This window comes from Glaciecola sp. XM2 (genome assembly GCF_018595715.1).
Taxonomy (GTDB): Bacteria; Pseudomonadota; Gammaproteobacteria; order Enterobacterales; family Alteromonadaceae; genus Glaciecola.
On sequence record NZ_JAHEOJ010000020.1, the window covers coordinates 611,708 to 637,974 of the forward strand.

General features: G+C 41.0%; 23 protein-coding genes. 21 read left to right on the plus strand and 2 right to left on the minus strand.

Annotated elements, in window-relative coordinates; all coding sequences use genetic code 11:
* The first annotated feature begins 22 nt into the window (after nucleotides 1-22).
* The 21 genes from KJ365_RS07330 (at nucleotide 23) to galU (ending at nucleotide 24,651) form a co-directional block, all read left to right on the plus strand.
* Nucleotides 23-2,632 carry an SLBB domain-containing protein gene (locus KJ365_RS07330; RefSeq protein ID WP_214450967.1) on the plus strand — a complete coding sequence of 870 codons (2,610 nt, stop codon included), beginning with the start codon at nucleotides 23-25 and terminating at the stop codon, nucleotides 2,630-2,632.
* Nucleotides 2,632-3,579, plus strand: coding sequence for a Wzz/FepE/Etk N-terminal domain-containing protein (locus KJ365_RS07335; RefSeq protein WP_214450968.1), 948 nt, complete (start codon nucleotides 2,632-2,634; stop codon nucleotides 3,577-3,579). Before KJ365_RS07330 ends, KJ365_RS07335 begins: the two co-directional genes overlap by 1 nt.
* A gap of 258 nt (nucleotides 3,580-3,837) precedes the next feature.
* Nucleotides 3,838-5,118, plus strand: a complete 1,281-nt coding sequence (tviB, locus tag KJ365_RS07340) for a Vi polysaccharide biosynthesis UDP-N-acetylglucosamine C-6 dehydrogenase TviB (RefSeq protein ID WP_214450969.1) — start codon at nucleotides 3,838-3,840, stop codon at nucleotides 5,116-5,118.
* 14 nt (nucleotides 5,119-5,132) lie between these two features.
* A complete protein-coding gene (locus KJ365_RS07345) occupies nucleotides 5,133-6,095 on the plus strand; it encodes a Gfo/Idh/MocA family oxidoreductase (protein WP_214450970.1) in 963 nt (320 codons plus the stop codon).
* Nucleotides 6,092-6,673, plus strand: a complete 582-nt coding sequence (locus KJ365_RS07350; protein ID WP_214450971.1) for an acyltransferase — start codon at nucleotides 6,092-6,094, stop codon at nucleotides 6,671-6,673. Before KJ365_RS07345 ends, KJ365_RS07350 begins: the two co-directional genes overlap by 4 nt.
* A 6-nt stretch (nucleotides 6,674-6,679) precedes the next feature.
* Nucleotides 6,680-7,744, plus strand: coding sequence for a DegT/DnrJ/EryC1/StrS family aminotransferase (locus tag KJ365_RS07355; RefSeq protein ID WP_214450972.1), 1,065 nt, complete (start codon nucleotides 6,680-6,682; stop codon nucleotides 7,742-7,744).
* Nucleotides 7,745-7,747: 3 nt separating this feature from the next.
* Nucleotides 7,748-8,992 (plus strand): lipopolysaccharide biosynthesis protein, encoded by a 1,245-nt coding sequence (locus tag KJ365_RS07360; protein WP_214450973.1) that lies wholly within the window; start codon nucleotides 7,748-7,750, stop codon nucleotides 8,990-8,992.
* A 19-nt stretch (nucleotides 8,993-9,011) separates the two neighbouring features.
* On the plus strand, nucleotides 9,012-10,127 hold the full coding sequence (locus KJ365_RS07365; RefSeq protein WP_214450974.1) for an N-acetyl sugar amidotransferase: 1,116 nt from the start codon (nucleotides 9,012-9,014) through the stop codon (nucleotides 10,125-10,127).
* A gap of 361 nt (nucleotides 10,128-10,488) precedes the next feature.
* Complete coding sequence (locus tag KJ365_RS07370; RefSeq protein WP_214450975.1) at nucleotides 10,489-11,589, plus strand: hypothetical protein; 1,101 nt, start codon at nucleotides 10,489-10,491, stop codon at nucleotides 11,587-11,589.
* 33 nt (nucleotides 11,590-11,622) lie between these two features.
* Complete coding sequence (locus tag KJ365_RS07375) at nucleotides 11,623-12,765, plus strand: glycosyltransferase (protein WP_214450976.1); 1,143 nt, start codon at nucleotides 11,623-11,625, stop codon at nucleotides 12,763-12,765.
* Between the two features lie 8 nt (nucleotides 12,766-12,773).
* Nucleotides 12,774-13,412, plus strand: coding sequence for an imidazole glycerol phosphate synthase subunit HisH (hisH, locus tag KJ365_RS07380; RefSeq protein ID WP_352109353.1), 639 nt, complete (start codon nucleotides 12,774-12,776; stop codon nucleotides 13,410-13,412).
* Nucleotides 13,399-14,157 (plus strand): AglZ/HisF2 family acetamidino modification protein, encoded by a 759-nt coding sequence (locus KJ365_RS07385; protein WP_214450978.1) that lies wholly within the window; start codon nucleotides 13,399-13,401, stop codon nucleotides 14,155-14,157. The genes hisH and KJ365_RS07385 overlap by 14 nt, the downstream gene beginning before the upstream one ends.
* Entirely contained in the window at nucleotides 14,154-15,308 is a 1,155-nt protein-coding gene (locus tag KJ365_RS07390; RefSeq protein ID WP_214450979.1) for an N-acetyl sugar amidotransferase, read from the plus strand. Before KJ365_RS07385 ends, KJ365_RS07390 begins: the two co-directional genes overlap by 4 nt.
* Nucleotides 15,301-16,413 (plus strand): glycosyltransferase, encoded by a 1,113-nt coding sequence (locus tag KJ365_RS07395; protein WP_214450980.1) that lies wholly within the window; start codon nucleotides 15,301-15,303, stop codon nucleotides 16,411-16,413. The genes KJ365_RS07390 and KJ365_RS07395 overlap by 8 nt, the downstream gene beginning before the upstream one ends.
* 53 nt (nucleotides 16,414-16,466) lie before the next feature.
* Nucleotides 16,467-17,705 carry a glycosyltransferase family 4 protein gene (locus KJ365_RS07400; RefSeq protein ID WP_214450981.1) on the plus strand — a complete coding sequence of 413 codons (1,239 nt, stop codon included), beginning with the start codon at nucleotides 16,467-16,469 and terminating at the stop codon, nucleotides 17,703-17,705.
* Complete coding sequence (locus KJ365_RS07405; protein ID WP_214450982.1) at nucleotides 17,689-18,285, plus strand: sugar transferase; 597 nt, start codon at nucleotides 17,689-17,691, stop codon at nucleotides 18,283-18,285. The genes KJ365_RS07400 and KJ365_RS07405 overlap by 17 nt, the downstream gene beginning before the upstream one ends.
* Entirely contained in the window at nucleotides 18,278-18,916 is a 639-nt protein-coding gene (locus KJ365_RS07410) for an acetyltransferase (protein ID WP_214450983.1), read from the plus strand. Before KJ365_RS07405 ends, KJ365_RS07410 begins: the two co-directional genes overlap by 8 nt.
* A 45-nt stretch (nucleotides 18,917-18,961) precedes the next feature.
* Entirely contained in the window at nucleotides 18,962-20,173 is a 1,212-nt protein-coding gene (locus KJ365_RS07415; protein WP_214450984.1) for a DegT/DnrJ/EryC1/StrS family aminotransferase, read from the plus strand.
* A gap of 136 nt (nucleotides 20,174-20,309) precedes the next feature.
* Nucleotides 20,310-22,268 carry a polysaccharide biosynthesis protein gene (locus KJ365_RS07420; RefSeq protein WP_214450985.1) on the plus strand — a complete coding sequence of 653 codons (1,959 nt, stop codon included), beginning with the start codon at nucleotides 20,310-20,312 and terminating at the stop codon, nucleotides 22,266-22,268.
* A 126-nt stretch (nucleotides 22,269-22,394) separates the two neighbouring features.
* Nucleotides 22,395-23,738, plus strand: a complete 1,344-nt coding sequence (locus KJ365_RS07425) for a UDP-glucose dehydrogenase family protein (protein ID WP_214450986.1) — start codon at nucleotides 22,395-22,397, stop codon at nucleotides 23,736-23,738.
* Nucleotides 23,739-23,760: 22 nt separating this feature from the next.
* Complete coding sequence (gene galU, locus KJ365_RS07430) at nucleotides 23,761-24,651, plus strand: UTP--glucose-1-phosphate uridylyltransferase GalU (protein WP_214450987.1); 891 nt, start codon at nucleotides 23,761-23,763, stop codon at nucleotides 24,649-24,651.
* Between the two features lie 84 nt (nucleotides 24,652-24,735).
* On the opposite strand, the gene KJ365_RS07435 is transcribed toward galU, so the two are convergent.
* Nucleotides 24,736-25,038 carry a ComEA family DNA-binding protein gene (locus KJ365_RS07435; protein ID WP_250884065.1) on the minus strand — a complete coding sequence of 101 codons (303 nt, stop codon included), beginning with the start codon at nucleotides 25,036-25,038 and terminating at the stop codon, nucleotides 24,736-24,738.
* Nucleotides 25,039-25,246: 208 nt separating this feature from the next.
* A complete protein-coding gene (locus KJ365_RS07440; RefSeq protein ID WP_214450988.1) occupies nucleotides 25,247-26,254 on the minus strand; it encodes an isocitrate dehydrogenase in 1,008 nt (335 codons plus the stop codon).
* Nucleotides 26,255-26,267: the final 13 nt, after the last annotated feature.

Here is a 26,267-nt window from a genome sequence, read left to right on the forward strand (position 1 = left end):
TTCAAAGATGAATCTTCAAGATATGCGATCAATTACCTCTGTTTTTCTTCTAAGCTTATTGCTTGTAGTTGACGGCAGTTATGCCCACGCTCAAAGCGATATGCCGTCGGCTCAACAAATTCAGCAATTTAAAAACTTGCCTCGTGCCCAGCAGGAGCAGTTGGCTCGGCAAATGGGATTTGACATATCAATTCTACAGCAAGGCCAAGGTGGCACGCAGGCCGCTAACAGCACAAACCAAGCTGAACTTGTTGAGCGGGAAATTGACGAGGCGCAAATTTCTGAGCAGCGCGCACGCCAAAGCGTGGTGCAAAACCAAGCCCGTGAGCTAAAGCCTTTTGGTTTTGAGCTATTTCAAAGTAGAGAAGCAGCCGCCGCACCGCTATCTAACATGCCTGTACCGCCAAATTACGTGCTTGGTCCCGGTGATTCAATCAAATTGCAATTATTTGGGAAAGAAACAGGCAGTTTCGAGCTGAGCGTAAACAACGAAGGGAATATCGATGTACCTGATTTAGGCCCCATGCAGGTAGCGGGAGTTGGATTTCAAGAGTTAAAGCAGTTGGTAAACGAAAAGTATAACCAGCAAAAAATTGGCGTGACGCCATTTGTTTCTATGGGGCAGTTGCGCTCCATTCAGGTATTTTTAGTGGGTGAAGTTTTTCGGCCCGGTCCTTTAGTGATCAATAGTTTGTCTACTATTACCACTGCGCTTATCAACAGTGGCGGCGTAAGCGAAATAGGCTCGCTTAGAGAAATTGAACTAAAACGCAGCGGCAAAACTGTTGCAACCTTCGATATGTACGAGCTCATTGTCAATGGTGATACATCAAACGACATACGCCTAGAACAAGGTGATGTGATTTTTGTACCCACCGTTGAACGCATAGTGTCGGTAGACGGCGAAGTACGTCGCCCCGCGCTTTACGAAGTCCTTGAAGGGGACAATTTGGCATCGCTCATGCGTTTAGCAGGCGGAACCTTGCCAAGTGCAGATACCAGCGCCGTTCAGTTAGTGAGTGCTGCGGGCGGCAAAGGCCTTTCCGTAAACTCGGTTAACCTAAATACGAGCGAGGCGCAGCAAATTAGCTTGCGTAATGGTGACTTTGTTCGAGTGCCAAAAGCCACGCTTGAATTCAGCAATGCCATTAAAGTACGAGGCGCAATCAATGTACCTACAATTATGGCTGATACCGGACGCTTGCGTTTATCAGACATACTGTCTTCCCAAACCGTGCTTGCCAATACAGATTTAGACTACGGCATTGTAGCCAGGCGCGGCCGGCTGGACGCAAAAACACAGATACTGCAATTTGTCCCTAACGAGATTATTCAAGGCAGCGCTGATATTAACTTACAAGCCTTTGATGAGGTGTTTTTATTCAATCGCGTTGCCAATAACGAAGAAGACGGAATAGCGCAACAGGTTGCAGATAATAAGTTTGAAGACGTTGGTGAAGATATAGCCGAAGAAGAAAGTGAATTCTTAGAAAATGAAGAGAATTCTCGTTTTTCTCCTGAGGCATTTTCTGCGCCGAGCAGCGTAACCGATTCGAGAAAAACCTTGTTAGCCCCGCTAATTGCTCGGCTAAGGAACGAATCTTCAAACGAGCATTCCATGCGATTGGTGGAAGTCAAAGGGCAAGTAAAGTACCCAGGTGTATATCCTCTCCCCGAGGACGCCAGCCTACAAAATATGATAAGAGCCGCGGGTGGGTTAACCGAAGCTGCGCATTTAGAAATGGCTGAAATAAGCAAGCTTGTTGTGGAAAGCGGGCAATCGCAAACCAAACACGAGCAGATTAGTTTGCTAAATCAGTTAGCAATGCCAGAGGCTCAGCAAGTGCGATTAAAGCCCAGAGATGTGCTAAGTGTGTTGCGCATTCCTAATTGGTACGATAATGAAACCGTTGAGCTCAAAGGTGAGGTCGTATTCCCGGGTGTTTATCAAATCTCTCGAGGGGAAACCTTGGCCTCCATCATTGAGCGTGCGGGTGGCTTAACTCAAGATGCTAGCATTAATGCAGCCATATTTACACGTAACGAATTAAAAGAAAGAGAGCGTGAAAACATCGAGCGCGCCATCGAAGATTTGCGCGAACAATTAGCAAACAATAACCTTTCCAATAGTCAGTTCTCTCGCACTATTGATTATGACAATGCAACCCGAGTGTTGAATGATTTGACAGATGTAGAGCCTGTGGGTCGCATGATTATTAACCTTGAAGATATTGTGGCGGGCGTGAAGTCCGAAGACGTTACCTTGAAAACGGGAGACGTTTTAACCGTTCCTAATGTTACACCAGCAATATCTGTTATTGGTGAAGTATTTGTAAGCAACACATATCGTTTTGATGAGCGTTTGAGTATTGACGATTATATTGAACGCGCGGGTGGGGCGCGGGAATACGCCGACACCTCAAAGATATACATTGTGCGAGCGGATGGTAGCGTAATGGTTCCTCAAAGGACTTACTGGTTTAACTCAGATAGCGAGTCGATGCTCATGCCAGGTGATACGATTGTAGTCCCAAGAGATGTTACAAATTACGACAACATTAGCTTGTGGCAGGGAATTACACAGATTATTTACCAAAGCGCGATTGCGGTAGCAGCGATTGGGAGTTTGTAATGAGTGAGCAAAACGTATCGCGATACAGCAACGATGAAGAGATAGATTTGAGAGAGTTGTTCGTTGCCATTTGGAAGGGCAAGTGGCTCATTATAATTATTACTTTTCTGTTTAGTGTCGTCGCTGTGTTTTATGCAATCAAACAACCTAATGTTTATACATCGCAAGCGTTACTCGCTCCTGTCGAACAAGATCAGTCTTTAGCAGGCTTACAAGGTCAACTAGGAGGCTTAGCGAGCCTTGCAGGGATTAACTTAGGCGGCGGATCAAGTAATAAAACGCAACTTGCTATTGAAATTTTACAGTCGAGAACCTTTGTCAGTGAGTTTATTGAAAAGTACGAAATATTGCCTGACTTAATGGCTGTTGAATCTTGGAATATGGTGTCGAACAAAGTCAATTATGACCCAGAATTGTACGATGAGGTAGCAAAAAAGTGGGTAAGAGACGTTTCTTTACCGCGCAAACCTCAACCTTCATTGCAAGAGGCGTACAGAGTTTTTATGCAACATTTAAGCATTGTTACTGACAAAGAAACCGGAATGGTTTCTCTAAGTATTGAGCATCTATCTCCGTTTGTGGCAAAGCAGTGGGTTGATTGGCTTGTTAAGGAAATTAATGAAACGATGAAAATGAGGGATGTAGAAGAGGCGGGCAAAAGTACATCTTTCCTCTCGAGTCAGTTAGCGGAAACGAAAATTACTGACATTCGAGAGATTTTGTATAGGTTAGTGGAAGAGCAGGCTAAGATAATTATGTTTGCGAATGTACGGGATGAGTACGTATTTAAGACGATTGACCCTGCATTAGTGCCAGAAGAAAAATCTGGTCCAAAGCGCGCAATACTTTGTGTTCTTGGCGCATTTCTTGGAGGTGTATTTGGTATTGCTATAGCATTAATCAAATACTTTCGTAAAAATACTCTGGTAACAAGTCCTGGAAATTAGAAGTAGACTTGGCCCTTTGCGTTATCGGATTAAAGCTCAGTGTTACGATGAGCTTGTTCAGGATTACAGTTGCGAATTTCAGCGATAAGTTGCTGTATTTAACGCGATATGAAGATAACGCGTTTTGAATAAAACAAGGATCGCGTGTTTTGACTTAACAGGTAGAATTTTTGTAGGCTTTCTCAATTTTAACAACACCTTCCGAACTAAGGTTGAAAGAGCCAGCAATATATTAGCTAAATATAATCAGGAATATAAATGGTTTTTACTCAAGAAAATATTAAAATAGGTATTATTGGTTTGGGGTATGTTGGTTTGCCTTTAGCTGTCGAGTTTGGGAAAAAGTACCCAACGCTCGGGTTTGATATAAATCAAAAACGAGTCGACGAGCTTCGAGCTGGTCACGATTCGACGCTTGAAGTCAGTGATAAAGAGCTAACAGACATCAAACAATTGTCGTATTCATACGACAAGTCAGAACTGAAACCCTGTAGTATTTATATCGTGACAGTGCCGACCCCGATTGATGAGGGCAATGTTCCTGATCTAACACCCTTGCAAAAGGCCTCAGAGCTATTGGGCGAAGTTGTTGAAAAAGGTAACATCGTCATTTACGAATCCACTGTTTACCCTGGAGCAACCGAAGAAATATGTTTGCCCATTATTGAGAAAGTATCTGGGTTAACATTCAATAAAGATTTTTATGCTGGTTACTCACCTGAGCGAATTAATCCAGGTGATAAAGTGAACACACTCACAAAAATTGTTAAAATTACTTCTGGTTCAACGCCCGAGGTAGGTCGTTTTGTAAACGAACTTTACAAGTCAATTATTACCGCTGGAACGCACCTTGCGAGCTCACTGAAGGTGGCTGAGGCTGCTAAGGTTATAGAAAATACACAGCGTGATTTAAATATCGCGATAATTAACGAGTTTGCTAAAATATTTAATCGCTTGGGTGTAGATACCCAAGAGGTTCTTGATGCAGCCGGGACAAAATGGAACTTTTTGAAGTTTAAACCAGGCTTGGTGGGGGGGCATTGCATTAGCGTTGACCCTTACTATCTGACTCATAAGGCACAAGAAGTTGGCTACAGGCCTGAGGTGATATTGGCTGGGCGTCGTATCAATGATGGGATGGGTGAGTACGTTGCAACCCAGTTAGTTAAGAAGCTCTCAAGTAGGAAAATCCATATAGATGAAGCAAAAATTCTGATTCTTGGTTTCACTTTTAAAGGTGACTGTCCTGATGTGCGTAATACGAAAATTATAGATATTGTAAATGAATTAAAAGATTTCAATATGTCAGTTGACGTTTATGATGGGTGGGCTGACCATGAAGAGGTAAAGGCTGAGTATGGCTTATTATTAGTAAGTAATTTGATCGAAGGCAATTATGACGGAGTGGTTCTAGCCGTGGATCATAGTGAGTTTAAAGACATGGGCGTTGCTGCCATCCGTAAGTTGGGTAAAGCTAATCATGTGCTATATGACGTGAAGCATGTGTTCGGCACTCACGATTCAGATATTCGCTTATAATGAAGGAGCCTCGAATGAAAAACTTTGCATTAATAGGTGCGTCGGGTTATATCGCGCCTCGTCATTTAAAAGCAATAAAAGAGACAGGGCATAACCTTCTTGTCGCAATGGATATCAATGATTCAGTAGGAATAATGGATAGCTACTTTCCGGAAGCTGAGTTTTTTACGGAGTTTGAAGACTTTACGGCTTTTGTGGAAGATTGTGCAATGCAGGGGCAAAAACTTGATTATATTTCAATTTGCAGTCCAAACTATTTGCATGCTCCGCATATGAAATATGCATTGAAAAATGGTATTGACGTTATCTGTGAAAAACCGTTGGTATTGTATTCAAAAGATATGGATACACTTGAAGAGTACCAGGCAAAGTATGGCGCAAGCGTTAACTCAATTCTGCAGTTAAGATTGCACCCATCAATTATTGCATTAAAAGAAAAAGTAGCAGCTGCACCCGCAGGTACAGTTTTTGATGTGGATTTAACTTACATGACTTCTCGTGGTAAGTGGTATTTGAAATCCTGGAAAGGTTTTGACGCTAAATCTGGCGGTATTGCGACCAATATAGGTGTGCACTTTTACGATATGTTGCATTTTATTTTTGGCAAGCTAAAGCAGAATGAAGTGCATTTTATTGATGACAAGACTGCCAGTGGTTATCTCGAATATGAAAGAGCCCGTGTGAAGTGGTTTTTATCAATAGATGCAACTAACTTGCCTGAAAATGCGGTGGCTGGAGAAAAAGTAACATATCGTAGTATCACTATTAGTGATGACAAAGAGTCAACTGAGCTTGAGTTTTCCGGCGGTTTTACCGACTTACATACTCAAAGCTATCAAAATATATTGGATGGTAATGGTTTCGGTATTGATGAAAACAGAGTGGCTATTGAAACAGTCGAAAAAATACGTGAGATACCAGCAGTAGATGCCGGCTCTCGAGCTCATCCTCTTCTATCAAGAGTTCTAAAAAAATGATAAATCAAGTTCATGAATCTGCGATAGTTGATGATGGAGCCCAAATCGGCGAAAACTCCCGAGTTTGGCATTTTGTGCATGTATGTAGCGGTGCAGAAATAGGTAAAGACTGCTCTTTGGGCCAAAATGTATTTATTGGTAATAAAGTAGTCATTGGGAATAATGTGAAAATTCAAAACAACGTTTCCGTATATGACAACGTTACTATTGAAGATGATGTCTTTTGTGGGCCGAGCATGGTGTTTACAAACGTTTATAACCCTCGCTCATTTATTAATCGTAAAGCAGAGTACCGAGATACGTTGATCAAAAAAGGCGCGACCTTGGGAGCTAATTGCACAATAGTATGTGGAGTAACGATTGGTGAATACTCGTTGGTCGGTGCTGGCGCTGTTGTTAACAAAAATGTACCAGCGTTTGCTTTAATGGTTGGAGTGCCGGCTAAACAAATTGCATGGATAAGTAAATATGGCGAGCAGTTAAAACTTCCGGTTAGCGGTACAGGGACTGAAAAATGTATACATACTAACGACTGTTACCACCTATCTGGCTCTGTACTGACTTTAATTAGCGAGTAGTAGAAAATGCAATTTATCGATTTGGCCGCGCAATATCAACATTTAAAAACAAAGATAGATAAACGAATTCAAACTGTACTCGACCATGGTAACTACATCATGGGGCCAGAAGTGCAGGAGCTTGAGCATGAATTGGCTAAGTACGTAGGAGTCAAACATGCCGTTACATGTGCCAATGGTACTGATGCACTAACACTTGCAATGATGGTGCTCAATATAGAAAAGGGCGATGCTGTTTTTTGCCCAACATTTACTTTTTTTGCTACTGCAGAAGTGATTGCCTACGAGGGCGCAACGCCTGTTTTTGTAGACTCAGACGAAGAAACTTTCAACATTTGCCCTGTCGATTTAGAAAAGCAAATAAAAACAACGATAGCTGAAGGTAAGTTAAACCCAAAAGCGATTATCGCTGTTGATTTGTTTGGCTTGCCGGCTAATTATCTAGAAATAGAGAAAATTGCTGAAAGATACAATCTAAAATTAGTAGAAGATGCAGCCCAGGGGTTTGGTGGTAGCATTAATGGTAAAAAAGCTTGTAGTTTCGGCGATATAGCAACGACCAGTTTTTTTCCTGCTAAACCGTTAGGGTGTTATGGGGACGGCGGCGCAATTTTTACGAACAACGATGAGTACGCAGAGCTACTTAAATCTTATCGTGTTCATGGTAAAGGTAACGATAAATATGACAATGTCCGCATAGGAATGAATTCACGCTTAGATACTATTCAGGCAGCAATACTCCTTGAGAAACTAGCTGAGTTCCCTACAGAACTGGTCAATCGTAACAAGGCCGCTGCAAACTATGAAAAATCGTTAGCTGGTAAATACAAAACGCCACAAGTACCAGAGGGGTACACAAGTTCATGGGCGCAGTACACAATAGTTTCTGAGCGTCGTGATGAGGAAATGGCAAGGTATAAAGAGCATGGCATTCCTACTATGATTTATTATGGTACATGTATGCATCAGCAAACAGCTTTTATTGACACTCAATGTCGTCCCGAGGGGTTTCCTGTTGCTGAAAGATTAGCAAAGTCAGTTTTTAGTTTGCCAATGCATGGATATTTATGAAACATGCGTTTCGACTTTAATTCGCGGTTTGTTAAACAAGTAAGTAAACTTGCAAGCGGAACCGCGCTAGCGCAGATAATAAATATTGTTACATTGCCACTTTTAACAAGGCTTTATTCACCAAGTGACTTTGGCGTTTTTGCTGTCTTTTTAGCGAGCGTCGCAATACTTACTTCAATTTCAACGTTGAAGTATGAAAACTCGATTTTAGATGCAGGTAACAACGAGCTAGCAAAGAAATGTACTCAACTCACCGCTGCATCATGCGTTTTGGTATTAGTGCCACTCATCGTTGTTATGAGTTTTTTGTACAAATACAATGTCAATATATTTGGGTTGGATTTCATAATGTTGTTGTGTGTCGGTCTTGCAATTATCGCCACAAATATATTCACTTCATTGTATTATTGGTGCAATCGAACTGAAAAATATGGATACATGACAAAGGGGAGGATCTATGCGGCCGTTTCTGCCGCATTAGTATCCATATCAATCGGGTTAAGTCCAATCGAAAGCGTGAATGGTTTAGTTATTGGCGCTCTGGTTGGGATGTTTTGCAATGCGTTATATTTAATCATCAAAGTAAACTTTTCAATTGCATCGCTAGCTCAAACATCCATAAAGGATTTAATTTATCTGTCTATTAGTTTGAAGCGTTTCCCTATTTACCTCGTCCCAAGTACCTTGCTTGACAGGGTCGCATCTCAGGTTCACATATTTGTTTTTTCAAACTTTTTTGGTAATTCCGTTGCAGGCGCCATGGGAGTTTACAACCGAGTTATAGGCCTTCCGGTTAGTATAATCGGGAATGCTATAGGCGATGTATTCAAGCGAGAGGCTAGCGAGCTTTTTAGAAAAGAAAAAAGTTGTAGAAAATTATTTATCAAAACTGCCATTACTCTATTTATCATTGGACTTCCAATTACTATTACTTTGTTTTTCTTTGCACCCACAATTTTCGTTTTTGTTTTAGGCAATGAATGGTTGCAAGCTGGAGAGATTGCGAGCTTTCTTGCTATTAATTTTCTATTTGCATTTGTTGTCAGTCCATTAGCTGGGCTTTTATATTTGAAGCAAAATCAAAAGTATGACTTTGCTATTCAAGTTTTACTTATAACGACATTAGGTTCTGGTATGTATTTCGCAGTTCTCAGAAGTAGTTTAGAAATTGCGTTATACTCTTACGCGCTATCGTTTATTCTCAAATACGTTGTTCAATTTTTTGCGTGCTATAGGTTAGCTAAATAAGATTTAAGGGTTTGTAAATATGTTTTCGGAAGTTACCGTGTGTTCGAGTTGTGTTATGGATAGTACAGATCCCAACATCTCATTTGATGCTGATGGGGTTTGCAATCATTGTCATGAAGCTAAAGTAAAGCTTGAACAAGGATGGTTTCCGGGTGACGAAGGTCGCCAGCAACTTGAAGCTATTTCTAATGAAATACGTCAACACGGCAAAGGAAGAGAATATGATTGTATAATTGGAGTTAGCGGAGGAGTTGATAGTTCCTACCTCTTACATGTTGCCAAGCACGAAATGAAACTCAGACCTTTAGTCGTTCATGTTGATGCTGGCTGGAATTCAGAGATAGCCGTTAAGAACATAGAGCAATTGGTCAAGGCTCTTGACTTAGATTTATTCACCTATGTCGTCAATTGGGAAGAGATGCAAGACTTGCAGCTTTCATTTTTGAAAGCCAGTGTTGCCAATCAAGATATACCACAAGACCATTCGTTTTTTGCGAAACTATATGATTATGCTGCGAAAAATGATATCAAATACATAATCAACGGTAGTAACTTGACTAGCGAGTCAATTCTCCCACAAAGCTGGGGCTATGATGCTAGCGACTTAAAACATATATTAGGGATTCACAAGCAGTTTGGTACGAAGAAACTGAAGACATACCCAAAGATGAATTTCTTTATGCACCGAGTTTATTGGCCATACGTGAAAAAGATGAAGATTGTGCGCCCTCTTAATCTCATTGATTTTGATAAAAACAAAGCCATTAAATTTTTAGAGGAAAATTACGGCTGGAGATATTATGGTGGAAAACATCACGAGTCCAAATGGACAAAGTTTTTCCAAGCTTACTATTTGCCTGAAAAATTCGGATTTGACAAACGTAAAGCGCATTTATCTAGCATGATTGCGTCTGCACAGATCACAAGAGAGCAAGCCCTAGCCGAGTTGACTAAGCCCTTGTACGATGAGTCTGAACTAGTCCAGGATAAGCGCTACATAGCTAGAAAGCTTGCGATTACTGATGAGGAATTTGACAACCTCTTGTCATTACCGAATAAAGACTATAGCGACTATCCTAATCAAATATCTTTATTAAATGGGTTAAGGAATGTTAAGCGCATTGTTCGAAAGTAATCTATTGTGTTTACTTTTTTTATATAACGTCGCTCATCACTGGACTAAAACCCGGCTATATGGCTAATTTTGATAATGTAAGTTATATGGGGCGAGACACTTCCCCCTTCATCAAGGTAATAAGTTTAAGATGCAATGGATTAGGTTAATAATTGCCTTGGTAACGTGCTTTTTTCTACTAATGTACTTCTTGGACAATATCGCTAGTTTAGGGAGAGGAGTAAGCTACCATTTGTTTATTGCATCAGCGACCTCTTCAGCCGTCTTGCTATTGTGCTCATACAAATTGTTTGACTTTACAAAAATAAGAGCCTCGCATTGTTTCCTAATTCTGTTTTTTAGTTACGTTTTTTTCAAAGTTATGTTTGATAGCCTTAGCTTCGAGGAGCTAAAAAAAATATCTATTGGTACTACTAATGGTATGGTTTTTTCACTTATAGCGGGCTCAATTGCGTCCATATCGCTAATCACTATTAATGATCTTTCCAATAAAAAACGGAGCATTTATATATTCTCTACAACGTTTTTGTTTATCGCTTGTGTATTAACATTGTTACTTAGTTTTCAAACCTTAAGTATGAAGCTCGCAGAAATACGGTCAGATGTGTTTCTAATCGTTGAGCAAGATGGTTTTTATCAGCGTTCGGCTGCATTTATGTTTATGCTATTCTTATTGTTATCGACTTGGTTTATATCTTTATTTCTTGTGGAGAATAAATCGACTAAATTCACCTCCACGGTTTTGTTTCTGGCTTTTATGTCGCTCACGGGAGTCGCTGTGGCACTAATGTTGACGTCACAGCTAATTGGTAGTAACGCCGGCCTAGTGACTGTGGGTGCCTTTTGGATGGTGCTATTGACCCATATTATAGTTTATCGAATGGACAAAAACATTCTTAACAAACTGACATATTTAAAAATAAAAAGCTTGCTGTTTAGCAGGGTCAGCTTGCATGTACTCGCAATAGTCCTGTTAGGGTTCATATTTACTATTTCATTACTGGGTTATGCTTTGGACGCAGCCGGAATTGATATAGAAACCTTTAGGATTGTGGGTTTTGGTGACGGTAATATTTCGTCAGTCGATAGTCGCTTAGAGTTGTTAATGGCAAATTTTCTAACGCATTTCCTATATAGCCCATTTTTTGGGAATTCCATGGTTGATACATTAACTACCGGACCAGGGACTTATGTCCACAGCTCAATCTCTGTTTTGACTCATTATGGTATTTTGGGCTTTACGCTTTTTCTTTTATTCTTATATTTCAGTTATCGAGATGTGACGCGCTCAAACTCTGTTGCTTTCAAAAATAATATGACCGCGCATAAAGGGTATAAGCTTTACCAACTGTTTGCCTTTTTTTCAGTCGGTATGTTTGGACTTTTCTCTTCATTCTTTACATGGATGCCATTTTGGTTCTGTATTGGTTTATGTGTCATTAGTTTTAAAGTAAAATCATGAGTCGTAGTTGGCTTATATTAAGAATATACCTTAATGAATAATCTACACATATCATTGACTGAATTTAAGAACGAGAGTCGAGTGCTCAAACAAGTCAATTCGTTATCTAACGCGGATGTTTTTCGACATATTCACATAGTCGCGTTACATGAGATGGGCTTAGATACATATAAAAAGATAACCGATAGAGTTTTTTTGCGCCGTATAAGGTTAAGAAGCAGAGAGTTCGGTTCAAATCTACTGAGCCAAATCATTAAATATTTTGAATTTTGGATGAAAGTTTTTCTTATGTATCGTAGGGAAAAAATTTCTGTCGTTACTATTCATTCGAGTGCTTTGTTACCCATAGGTGTATCGTTAAAGTTACTTTTTCGATGTGAGTTAGTTTACGACGCGCACGAATTGGAAACTGAAAGAAATGGACTAAAGGGTTTGCGCAAAATCTTAACTAAGATTAATGAGCGTTTTTTGATTCCGTATGTGAGTAAGACCATCGTTGTGAGTGAGTCCATAGCTCATTGGTATGAACAAAATTACAAAATGAGCCGCCCTTTAGTAGTGTTAAACTCTCCACCATTAATGATACGAGATAAAAATAATCACTTTAAGGGTGCTCTGAATATTGAAGACAACGCTAGAGTTTTTTTGTATCAAGGCATTTTGTCAAAGGGACGCGGGATAGAGTTGATTGTGAATGCCTTTGAAAGTTTGGTTGGAACCCAAAATTATGTAGTTTTTATGGGATATGGACCCCTTAAAGATTACATTGAGTCTTCAGCCGCTTCTTGCAAAAACATCTTTTACCATCCGGCTGTACCTCCGGATGAAGTTTTAAACTACACTTGTGCTGCGGATTATGGATTATCACTGATAGAAAATACTTGTTTGTCCTATTATTACTGCATGCCAAATAAAATGTTTGAATATACGATGGCGGGTATACCGAGTATTTGTTCAAACATGCTTGAAATGGCCAGGTATGTGAATGACAACGGTGTGGGCTTTATTCTCAAGGAGTTCTCTTCTCAAGGTTTGGTTGATTGCATCAATGAATTACCCCTTACGATAAAGGCTTCTTTTTATGAGAATTGCAAAGCAGCCAGTGAGAAATATTGTTGGGAATCACAAGAGAATAAATTGAATGCCTGTTACCGGCAACTAGCTTCAGGGGGCTAACATTGATAGTGATTTTAGATTGTGGCATCGGAAATTCTGGCTCTATTTTGAATATGATCCGCAGAGTAGGTGGAGAGGCAATAATTACGGCCGACATTGACAGTATTAAAAATGCGACAGCTTTGATTTTACCCGGTGTTGGCTCATTTGATAATGGCATGACTCGCTTCAGAGAGTTGGGTATTTTGGATACGTTAGAGAAAAAAGTACTTGTTGAAAAAGTCCCTTTTTTGGGGGTGTGTCTCGGTATGCAGATGTTAATGAGTAGCAGCGAGGAAGGAAAAGAGCCCGGTTTAGGATGGATAGCTGGGAAAGCGAAAAAATTTAATTTTAGTCAGTCAAAGCATTTACCTGAATCAAAACGTTTAAAGGTTCCGCACATGGGGTGGAATTTGGTGCACCCTAATGGTAAGCAACATTTATTTTCTAACATAGCGGAGGAGCTTCGATTCTATTTTGTGCATTCATATGCGGTAGACTGTGAAAATGACGCTAATGTAATGGCGCGCTCAAATTACGGTTACGAGTTTGCATGCGCAGTTATTAGCGATAATATTTATGGTGTTCAATTTCATCCAGAAAAGAGCCATAAATTTGGCATGCAGCTTTTTAGGAATTTTTTGGAGTTAGTTAATGTTAAGGGTTAGGGTTATACCAACACTCTTGTTAAAAAATGCAGGTTTAGTAAAAGGCGTTCAATTTAAAAATCATAAATATGTTGGAGACCCAATAAATGCAGTAAAAATATTCAATGAAAAAGAGGTTGATGAACTCGTGTTTTTAGATATAGGGGCGACCGAATCTGGTAAGGGGCCAAACTTTGAGTTGTTAAAACACATTGCCTCTGAAGCTTTTATGCCCTTTGGTTATGGCGGTGGAATAGAAAATATTGAACAAATTACTCGCTTATTCTCTATTGGTATAGAAAAAGTAGTTATCAACTCAGCAGCGTACCATAAGCCCGATTTGATAAGTGCGGCAAGTAAGATATCTGGTAGTCAGAGCATTGTTGTGTCGATAGATGTCAAACGCTCTATGTTTGGAAAATATTCTGTCTATGTCAGGAATGGAAAAGTTAATACAAAAAAAGATCCTGTTGAATATGCTGTGCAGATGGAAAAGCTGGGTGCCGGTGAATTGATTGTATGCAATATTGCAAATGAAGGTAAAAGAATGGGGTATGATAATGAGCTACTAAAGACTATCTCAGATGCTGTTGATATCCCGGTTGTTGCATCTGGAGGAGCCGGAACCTTAAATGATTTTGCTGATGCTTATCATAAGGGACATGCGGCGAGTGTCGCTGCTGGAGATATGTTTGTTTTTTACGGTAAACACAAAGCCGTATTGATTACCTACCCAAAATATAAAGAACTAGAGAATTTATTTTGAATAATAAGAGCGATGAGAATTATCAAGTCTGCACCCGTTGTGTAATGGATACGAGCGATCCTGAAATTACATTTGATTCTGAAGGGGTCTGTAATCATTGTATAAAATTTGATGAAGAGACTTCAAAAAGATGGTTTCCGAACGCTGAGGGTGAGCGGCGATTAAAAGTGCTTTTAGAAAAAGTTAAGAACGATGGTAAGAACAATGAATATGATTGCATACTGGGTCTTAGTGGAGGTTTAGACAGCTCCTATCTAGCGCTCGTTCTAAAAGAGTATAACCTTCGACCGCTAGTCGTGCACGTAGATGCAGGCTGGAATAGTGAGCTTGCTGTTTACAACATCGAGCAAATCGTGAAGTACTGTGATTTCGAACTGTATACGTATGTTATGAACTGGGAGGAAATAAAGGATTTACAAATCTCATATTTGAAAGCTGGAGTAGCCAATCAAGATGTTATTCAGGATCATGCTTTTTTCTCCACGCTTTACCAGTTTGCCATGAAAAATAACATTAAGTACGTGATTAATGGCGGCAACATCGCAACGGAATCTGTTTTTCCAAGTGCATGGCATCATTCAGCTATGGATGCTATTAATATTCATGATATTCATAGGCGTTTTGGGCAAACCAAGTTAAAGACGTATAAAACCATTTCATTTTGGAAATACTACATATATTACCCATTTGTTAGAAAAATGACGCCGGTGAGGCCTCTTAATTATTTACCATATAGCAAGAACCTTGCCTTATCAGCGCTCAAAGACAAAGTTGGCTATAAAGAATATGGTCGCAAGCATGGAGAGTCGCGTTTCACAAAGTTTTTCCAAAATTACTACCTACCGTTAAAATTCAACCAAGATAAACGACGCCCGCACCTTGCTAGTCAAATTTTGTCGGGCGAGATAACACGTGATCAAGCCCTAGATGCTCTTTCAAAGCCGTTATACGAGCAAAATGAGCTCAAAGAAGATAAGTTTTATGTTGCAAAGAAGCTCGGTATGTCAGAATCAGAGTTGGACGAACTAATTGCATCCCCAGGGCACCCGTATTCAGATTACAAGAACTGGGACAGTCGCTATAAGAGGCTTAAAAGCATACAAAAAGTGTTGCAGAAATACTTAGGTAAAAGTGTTAGCAAATATGCATAAAGTCGCACATTTAACGTCAGCTCATCCAAGATTTGACACTCGTATTTTTTGGAAACAATGCCGCTCTCTGAGTCAGGCGGGTTACGATGTTTATTTAATAGTAGCTGACGGTAAGGGGAATCAAAGTACTGAGGATGTCAACATCATCGATGTAGGTAAAGCTACAAGCCGATTTAACCGAATAATAAAAACCCCAAAAAAAATACTTAAAACGGCTTTAACATTAAACGCTGAAATATTTCATTTGCATGACCCAGAGTTAATTCCGTTAGGCTTGAAACTAAAAAAATTAGGTAAAAAGGTCATATTTGATGCTCACGAAGATTTTCCAAAACAAATATTAGCTAAACCATACTTAAACTCTATTGTTAAAAAAGCGTTATCAGTAATTTCTTCGAAATATGAAACATATGCTTGTAAAAAAATAGATGCAGTGGTGTCAGCAACGCCGTTTATACGCGATAAATTTCTAAAACAAAAAATATATTCGGTAGACGTAAATAACTATCCACTGTTGAGTGAGTTGTTTATCACCAATAAAGATTGGAATGATAAAAACCGGCAAGTTTGTTATGTAGGCGGTCTAAATGCGGTGCGCGGTATTCGTGAAATAGTCAGCTCTGTTGAGCATTACAACGATGGCTTGAAGCTCGTGATTGGTGGCAAGTTTACAGAAAGTAATTTTGAACGCGATATCAAAAGTCACAAGTCATGGCCTGATGTTGTAGATAAGAAGTGGCTTGACCGTGCTGGTATTAGTGAGGTTTTGAATCAATCACTGGCGGGCATCGTTACGTTACATCCAATTATTAACTATTTAGATTCGTTGCCGGTTAAAATGTTTGAATATATGGCTTGTGGTCTTCCGGTTATAGCCTCTGACTTTCCATTATGGAAAGAAATACTGGAATCTAATCGTTGTGGCATTTGTGTTGACCCAATGGATCCAAAATCAATCGCTAATGCTGTTAATTACATTGCAGATAATCCAGATGTGGCTCACGCGATGGGCGCTAATGGTCGAGAAGCTATAATTGAAAAATATAATTGGGACATAGAAATGGTTAAGTTAGCTTCACTTTATACGAAAATAATTAAGTCGTAGCATATTAATTATGAACTTAAGAACATAAAACTACCCATTTCAAAAAGTAACTAATGACTGAATCAAAAACAATTTGGTATGTATCTAAATATGCGAATATCAAAGAATATGGCGCCAACACTAGGCAAGCTAATTTTTGTGGTACCTTTAAAAAATCCGGTTATGACGTAAGGCTAATTACGTCGAATTCTTCCCACCTTTTTAATGATTTACCGGGTTTTAAAGGCCGTTACTACGATATGAAGAGTAACGGCGTGAAAGTGACTTGGGTAAATACTTTTTTATACTCAAAACCTGCAAGTATCAAGCGGATTTTGAGTTGGCTTTGGTTTGATTTTTTTGTATTAATGATGGCATTCAATAAAAAATATAAAAAACCCGATGTTTTTATTGCATCGTCACTGTCGCTGTTTACCGTAATAACTGGTTGTTTTTTCAAAAAGTTTTACAAGGCAAAGTTCATATTCGAAGTAAGAGATATTTGGCCTCAAACATTAATCGATTTAAAAGGCTTTAGAGCAAATCACCCTTTAGTGTGGTTTTTAAAATGTGTTGAACGGTTCGGTTATAAGTACTCTGATGCTATTGTTGGCACTATGCCAGGTTTAAGACTACATGTTGAAAGTGAAGTCGGTTTAGGCTCTAAAGTAGTCTGTATTCCGCAGGGTATAGATTTAGGTTTTTATCAAAACAATCAAGAAAACTTAGAGCTTGATTATATTCAGAAGTATATTCCAAATGATAAATTTATCGTAACTTATACTGGAACTTTCGGAGAGGCAAACGCTTTACAATATATAGTGACTGCGGCCAGAAAGCTGAAGCACTTAAGTAATATACATTTTTTATTGGTTGGGGACGGCTATTTAAAAATGGAATTGGTTAATAGTGCTAAAGGACTTAATAATATAACTTTTGCTCCCAAGATACGTAAAGAGCAGATTCAGCATTTGCTTAGTTTGTCGGATTTGTTGGTCGCCTCTGTGCGCAATGAAAAAATTTATAAGTATGGTATCTCTTTAAATAAATTTGTTGATTACATGTATTCTAAAAAACCGATTGTGTGTATGTATTCTGGTTTTCCATCAATGTTAGACGAAGCTGGATGCGGTGAATTTACTCCCGCGGAAGATAGCAACTCGTTTGCAGAAGCAGTTAGAAAATATGAAGGTATGGATTTCATTGAAAGAGAGAAGCTCGGAGAGCGTGGGTATCAGTTTTTGATTAATAAAAGAAGCTTTGATGCATTGGGTAAAAAATACATGGAGTTGTTCAATGAAGCGGCTTTTTGATTTATTGTTTACAGTAGTATGTGTGTCAATGCTGTCACCAATCATTGTGATAATTGCTGTATTAGTCAGGGTAAACCTAGGTTCACCGATTATATTTTCCCAAAACCGTCCTGGTCTACATGGAAAAATATTTAAAATCATGAAGTTTAGAACGATGCTAGACATCATAGACGAAAATGGAAACTTATTACCAGATGATCATCGAATGACTCAATTTGGGAGATTTCTACGCTCAACCAGTTTGGACGAACTACCCGGTTTATTTAATGTATTAAAAGGGGATATGAGCCTAGTTGGGCCTAGACCGTTATTAGTTCAGTATTTGCCTCTTTATAGTGATGAGCAAGCGCGTAGGCATAATGTGCGCCCCGGTATTACAGGTTGGGCACAAGTAAATGGTCGCAACGCAATTAGTTGGGATGAAAAGTTTAAGCTTGATATTTGGTATGTGGAGAATCAAAGTCTTTTACTCGACATAAAAATATTGTTGCTCACGGTTAAGAAGGTATTTGTTCGTGACGGAATAAGCGCTGAGGGACATGTAACTATTGAGCCCTTTAAAGGTTCTAATAATGACTAAAGAGTTAGCTATCGTCGGTGCAAGTGGTCACGGAAAAGTAATCGCTGATATGGCCGAGCAATTAGGTTTTACTGTAAAGTTTTATGATGATGCTTATCCATCTATAACCCATATTGAACATTGGTCAATACACGGTACCTGTGCAGATTTGTTAGCCTTAATGAATACTGATAGTTTGATTAGTCACGACGCTGTTGTTGCTATAGGTAACAATGAAACTCGCCAGAAAATAACACAGCTACTACTACATAATCGCTTCAATCTTATTACTTTGGTTCACCCTACAGCGGTTGTGAGTCAATATGCAGAAGTCTCGCAGGGGGTTGTGGTTTGCGCAGGTGCTATTATTAATCCATTTGCTAAGATAGGTATTGGCTGCATTATTAACACTTCAGCCGTTGTTGAGCATGATTGCAGAATTCATGAATTTGCGCACATTTGCCCAAATGCAGCGATTGCAGGGGGCTCTATTATTGGTAGTAGTAGTTGGATAGGAGTTGGCAGTCAAGTGAAGCAGTTAATACAAATTGGTACTAACTGTATGATTGGTGCTGGTAGTACAGTTGTGAAAAATATACCCGATAATGCAACGGCGTTTGGCTCTCCCGCCGTGGTAAAAGAAAGCAATTAGAAACATGCGTTGTAATTTTTTTAGTATGTAATAAGTAGGAACACCATGTTAAATACTCCATTTTCCCCCTGGCCTAGTTTCACGCAAGATGAAGCAGATGCCGTAAGTAGTGTTGTTTTATCAAACAAGGTAAATTACTGGACAGGCAGAGAATGCCGCGAGTTTGAAAAAGAATTTGCAGCATGGTCAAACAGTGAATTCGCTATTGCGGTAGCAAACGGTACCCTAGCCTTAGACCTTGCCCTTAAAGCGCTCAACATTAGTATTGGCGATGATGTTATTGTAACTCCACGAACCTTTTTAGCTTCTGTATCAAGTGTAGTGACTGCAGGCGCCACGCCAGTATTTGCTGACGTAGATGTAAACTCACAAAATATTACCGCTGAGTCCATAAAAGCCGTTCTAACACCCCAAACAAAAGCAGTGATAGTTGTTCACTTAGCTGGAATGCCCGCTGATATGGACCCAATTATGGCGTTAGCTGAAGAATATAATTTTGCCGTCATTGAAGATTGTGCACAGGCACATGGTGCAAAATACAAAGGCCGCCCTGTAGGCTCAATTGGTCATATTGGCGCGTGGAGCTTTTGCCAAGATAAGATCATGACCACTGGTGGTGAGGGGGGCATGGTCACAACCAACGAAAAAAGCTTATGGTCTAAAATGTGGTCTTATAAAGATCATGGTAAAAGTTACGAAGCTGTATATGAGAGAGAGCATCCGCCTGGCTTTCGTTGGGTACATGATAATTTTGGTACTAACTGGCGCATGACCGAAATGCAAGCCGTACTTGGGCGCCTTCAGTTAAAACGAATGCCAAGGTGGACAGAGTTAAGAAACGAAAACGCTAGTAAAATCAGGTCTACCCTTCAAGAATTTGACTTTATAAGAGTGCCGAGCCATTGCTTTGAAGACTGCCTAATAAATTGTGAGCCTGCACAACGGTGTGTTCATGCGGCTTATAAATGCTACGCTTTCGTTGACAACAGTAAGCTCAATAGTCAATGGGACAGAGATCGCATTATGAATGAAATCTCAGCTAGGGGAGTGCCATGTTTTTCTGGCTCTTGTTCAGAAGTCTACTTAGAAAAGGCATTCGATAATACAACGTTTAGACCTATTCAAAGACTTCCTAATGCAAAGCTTTTAGGGGAAACAAGCCTCATGTTTTTGGTCCACCCAACCTTGACAAAAAGTGAAATAGAACTGACTTGCGCAGTCTTACAAGAGGTCTTGACGGAGGTCGAGGCAAAATAAAGTCTGAATGTTAGAGGCGAGCGTACTCCTTAAAATATTGTTTTTTCTTCAATTATGATTATAATTTCAGCGGTAAGCAATAATTAATGGGAAGAACTCAGTGGTCAAGGACGATTCACATACAGCGAGGCTTTACGTGGCGAGAATTTTAAAATCAATTTTTGAGTCTACTCGCGCTACTAAACGACTAATCACACTCTCCGTAGACGCTATATCAATTGTGGGGTCCTACTGGCTTGCGCTTTTTATTCGTCTGGATACGAGCGCCCCTATCCTTAACTTTAGTTATTGGGTTGTACTTTTATGTGTACTTCCCATTAGTATTATAGTGTTCATTCGCCTAGGGTTATATCGAGCAGTCCTCCGCTACATGAGCTCAAAAGCAGTGTGGGCTATCGTTGCCGGCACTGCTTTTTCGACTTCGGCTTTAGTGTTAATCGCGTTTTTTTCCAGCACAGAAATCCCGCGGACGATGCCTCTCATTTATGCTGCGCTTATTCTTTTATCGGTTGGTGGCGCACGATTGATTATGCGCGCTTTAATTACTCAGTTTTCTGGCGGAAATAAGAGTCCAGTGGTTGTTTATGGAGCCGGCTCTGCAGGACGTCAGCTAGCCTTAGGCTTAGCAGCTGGTGGTGAATACTATGTGACCGCATTTATAGATGATGATACGGCCAAGCAACACGCTGTTATCCAAGGCGTGCCCGTCGTGAGTCCAAAAGCGCTTCGCCAGTTAATTATTGATGGAAAAGCCGAGAAAGTATTGCTTGCTTTGCCAAGTGCCACAAGAGCTAGGCGCAACGAAATCATAAACGACTTAGAGCGTCTTGCAATCAAAGTACAAACCATCCCCGGCATTCGAGATATGGTTGAAGGAAATTTCTCCAGCGGCGAGCTTTTAGATGTCGACATAGACGACCTTTTAGGTCGTGAACCGGTAACACCAATGCCACAGCTTATGGCGCAGCATATCACAGGGAAGTCGGTCATGGTAACGGGGGCGGGTGGCTCTATTGGTTCAGAGCTATGTCGCCAAATCTTAAAATACAAACCCTCTCACCTTGTTTTGTTTGAGCTGTCTGAGTTTGCGCTTTATATTATTGAAAAGCACCTATCAGAGTACATCTATAAAAACGGCCTGAACACAAAGCTGTTCCCAATTATGGGGTCGGTCCAGCGTATTAATAGGGTTGAAGCGGTTATGAAAAGCTTTGGTGTGCATACTGTTTATCACGCGGCGGCTTATAAGCATGTGCCGCTTGTCGAGCATAATGTGGTTGAAGGTGTGCGCAACAACGTATTTGGGACTTATTACACTGCAAAAGCTGCTATTAATGCAGGTCTTGAAACCTTTGTGCTTATTTCTACAGATAAGGCCGTTCGCCCTACCAATACAATGGGCGCGTCAAAACGTATGGCTGAACTAGTGTTGCAGGCTTTGTCTCAAGCAAAAATCAACACTGGCACTAAATTCTGTATGGTGCGCTTTGGTAATGTACTGGGTTCTTCAGGTTCCGTTGTTCCTTTGTTCAGGCGCCAAATCAAAGAGGGGGGGCCAATAACGCTAACTCATGAAGATATCACCCGATACTTTATGACCATCCCTGAAGCGGCTCAATTGGTCATTCAAGCGGGCGCAATGGGTAAAGGCGGCGATGTGTTCGTGCTCGATATGGGCGAGTCGGTGAAAATAAAGTCGCTGGCTGAAAAAATGATTCGCCTATCAGGTCTTGAGGTTAAAGATGAAAACCATCCTAATGGCGACATTGAAATAAAGTGCACAGGCCTTCGTCCTGGAGAAAAGCTGTATGAGGAGTTATTGATTGGCGATAACGTTTCAGAAACGTTCCACGAAAGAATTCTGACCGCCAATGAGGCGATGCTCTCTTGGGAAGATTTATCTCCTATTCTTGATAGACTCGACAAAGCCTGCCATAACTTTGATCATGAAGTCATAAGAGAAATACTATTGACCGCCCCAACAGGCTTTAATCCTACCGACGGAATTTGCGATTTGGTATGGACTCAGCGCAACCCAGAAGCTGCGGCGGAGTCTCGCGACCCTCGCAAGCCAAAACTAAACGTAATCAAATAGCAGAGGGGCTCTTACAAATAGAGCCCCACAAAAAACTGTGATATATTCCCAACGTTATTTTTAGCGCGATCTAATGCTCTTTTGCGCTATTTGCTTCTCTGTGATTGAAGATAAAGGACCCCATAAATGAAAGTAACCGTATTCGGAATCGGCTACGTAGGCTTAGTACAAGCCGCAGTACTAGCCGAGGTAGGCCACGACGTGGTATGTGTGGATGTTGACCAAAACAAAGTCGATAACCTAGAGAAAGGAATTATTCCGATTTACGAGCCGGGCCTTACGCCCTTGGTAAAAAGCAATTTTGAGGCAGGGCGCGTTCAGTTCACTACCGATGCTGCTAAAGGCATTAAACACGGAGATATTGTATTTATCGCCGTGGGTACACCTCCAGATGAAGATGGCTCAGCAGATCTCAAATACGTCCTTGCTGTGGCGCAAACCATTGCGACGCACATGGAGTCGCATAAAATCGTGATCAACAAGTCTACCGTTCCGGTCGGTACTGCCGACAAAGTCACCGCAAAAATCAATCAAGTGCAGCAAGACTTAAATAAAAGCGTGAGCTTTGACGTAGTATCCAACCCCGAATTCCTAAAAGAAGGCGCAGCGGTAAACGACTGTATGCGACCTGACCGCATTATTCTTGGCACCACGAGTGAACGTTCAGAAAAGAAACTCCGAGAGCTATACGCGCCGTTTAACCGCAACCACGATAAGATTATTGTGATGGATGTGCGAAGTGCTGAGCTTACCAAGTACGCTGCAAACTGCATGCTGGCAACTAAAATCAGCTTTATGAATGAGATTGCAAATTTAGCCGAGCTTTTTGGCGCCGACGTAGAAAACGTGCGTAAGGGCATTGGTAGCGACCCACGCATTGGCTATCAATTCATCTATCCAGGTTGTGGATATGGCGGCTCTTGTTTCCCCAAAGATGTGCAAGCGCTCGTTCGTAGTGCAACGGCTGTTGGTTATCAAGCAAAAGTACTTGAAGCGGTTGAGGCAGTAAACTATCGCCAGAAAGAAAAGCTCTTCGACTATATTATGCGCCACTACAACAACGATATTAACGGTAAAACCATTGCGCTTTGGGGGCTGTCGTTTAAGCCTAACACCGATGATATGCGCGAAGCCTCTTCACGGGTGCTTATGGAGAAGCTGTGGGAGCAGGGCGCGAAGGTGCAGGCCTACGACCCAGAGGCGATGGAAGAAACTCAGCGTATTTATGCTGACAGAGACGATTTAGCCTTAATGGGTACCAAAGAGTCGGCATTAAACGGTGCTGATTGCTTGGTGATTTGTACCGAATGGCAGGCGTTTAGAGCTCCCGACTTTGACCTCATTAAGAATAAGCTAACCGACCCATTGGTATTTGATGGTAGGAATTTATTTGAGCCTTCGTTAATGTCGGAATACGGCTTGCATTACTACGCAATAGGACGCGGAAAGTCCGTCCATTCAGTCAATTAAACGGACCAATTAGGACACACACATGAGTCAAGTAAAAAAAGCGGTGATACCCGTTGCAGGGCTGGGCACGAGAATGTTGCCAGCCACAAAAGCCATCCCCAAAGAGATGCTACCAGTCGTAGATAAACCCCTTATTCAATACGTGGTTAACGAATGTATTCAGGCTGGATTAAAAGAAATCATCTTAGTTACCCATGCCAGTAAAAATAGCATTGAAAACCACTTCGATACTTCCTTTGAGCTTGAGGCAACGCTAGAAAAACGTGTTAAGCGTCAGTTACTCGAAGCGGTGCAGCAAATTTGCCCGAAAGACGTAACGATTATGCATGTACGTCAAGGCGTAGCGAAAGGACTTGGCCACGCAATCCTCTGTGCCTTGCCATTAGTAGGCGATAGCCCGTTTGCAGTGGTATTACCCGACGTTATCATTGACGATGCGCATAGCAATCCTAAAAAAGACAATCTTGCTGATATGGTGGCAAAATTTAACACCAGCCGCGTGAGTCAGGTGATGGTTGAAAAAGTGCCTCAAGAAGATGTGCCCAAATTTGGCATTGTAGACTTAGAGGGCAGGGAATTAGCGCCAGGCGAATCGGCCAAAATGCATAAGATGGTTGAGAAACCTGCGCTTGAAGATGCACCATCAGATTTAGCGGTAGTAGGTCGCTATGTATTAGCTGAAAAAATCTGGGACATACTCGCTAAAACGCCTCCGGGCGCCGGTGGTGAAGTGCAGCTCACAGACGCAATTGATGCTCTCATGGAGCATGAACAAGTTGATGCATATTACATGAAAGGCAAAAGTCATGACTGTGGCAGTAAGCTCGGTTACATGATGGCTAATGTTGAATATGCGGCTCGCCACCCTGAGTTGGGTGATGAGTTTAAAGCCTTTTTAAAAACGTTTTCATAGCCGCGTCATTTCGCGCGAGTGAAGATCGGGCGACATCGGCTGCTATCGCTACTGTGATAGCAGCCGACTTCTCGCTACAGCCTCTTAGATGGTGACCGCTTTTGCTAAGCGCTCAACCATTTTCTCGCCAATTCCTTTCACGTTTGACAACTCAGCTGTTTGCTTAAAATTACCGTTTAGTTCGCGATACTCAACGATAGCTTGCGCTTTTTTCTCGCCAATACCCGGCAGGCTAACTAAAGTAGCAACATCTGCGGTATTGATGTTCACGAGGGTAATCGTTGCACTAGCAGGTGTAACTTGCTCATTTGCAAAGCTAGAACCGGTGAATGCGACAGTGCTGATAGCAGCAAACATAGCCGCTTTAAGTAAAGTAGTCAGTTTCATAAATCTCTCCTTGATTAAAATCGATGTGCCCAATGCACGGGAGATATCATAATTTGCCAAAACAACTCTGCATACTTGTCTACTAGTATTGTTTTTTACCTCACACCTAATGTGTTTTTACAGAGCAAACTTGCGATAAATTATATCAGTAGGCACAAAAAAGCCCGCCTAACGAGGTTTCAGGCGGGCTGCTATCGTTTTCAAGTGCTTACAAGCGCTCTAACACCGCTTCAGTAAAATCACTCGTACCATGCTCGCCACCTAAATCACGGGTAGTGCGGTCGCCTGATTCGATGACGTCTTTCAACGCAGCTCTGATTTTCTCGGCTTTGTCGCCCATATTCAAATATTCAAGCATTTGAATAGATGCCAAAATTACCGATGTAGGGTTAGCTAAGTTTTTACCGGCAATGTCAGGTGCCGAGCCATGTACTGCTTCAAATATAGCGCAATCTTCGCCTATATTTGCGCCAGGTGCCATACCTAAGCCGCCTACAAGTCCTGCACACAAATCAGATAAAATATCACCAAATAGGTTAGTGGTGACAATCACATCAAACTGGTGAGGATTCATCACTAACTGCATACAGCAGTTATCTACAATCATTTCGTCAGACTGAATATCGGGATAACGCTCGCCCACTTCTCTGGCGACTTTTAAGAACAAGCCCGAGGTGGATTTTAGAATGTTTGCTTTGTGAACAGCGGTCACTTTTTTACGTCCTTCGCGGCGAGCTAGCTCGTATGCGAACACAACGATTTTTTCAGCACCTTCGCGAGTGATTTTACTCATCGCTTCAGCTTCTTCGCCGTCAGCTGATACTGTTTGGCCTAAGCCTGAGTACATACCTTGCGTGTTTTCGCGCACGGTAATAATGTCGATGTCTTCGTAGCGTGCTTTTGTGCCTTTAAAAGAAAGCACAGGACGCAAGTTTGCGTATAGTTTAAATTGCTTACGTAAGCTCACGTTGATAGAGGTAAACCCTTCACCGACAGGTGTGGTTAAGGGGCCTTTTAATGCGACTTTGTTTTTCGCAATCAATTCTTTGGTTTCATCTGGTAAAAGTTCACCGTGATTTTCAAGCGCCATTAAGCCGGCATCTGCATAGTCGTATGCGAAGTTACATCCAACTTTATCGAGAATTTGTATTGCGGCGTCTATGATATCGGGGCCAATGCCGTCCCCGCGTATAACGGTGATGCTTTGTTGTGTCATTATATTTCCTTGC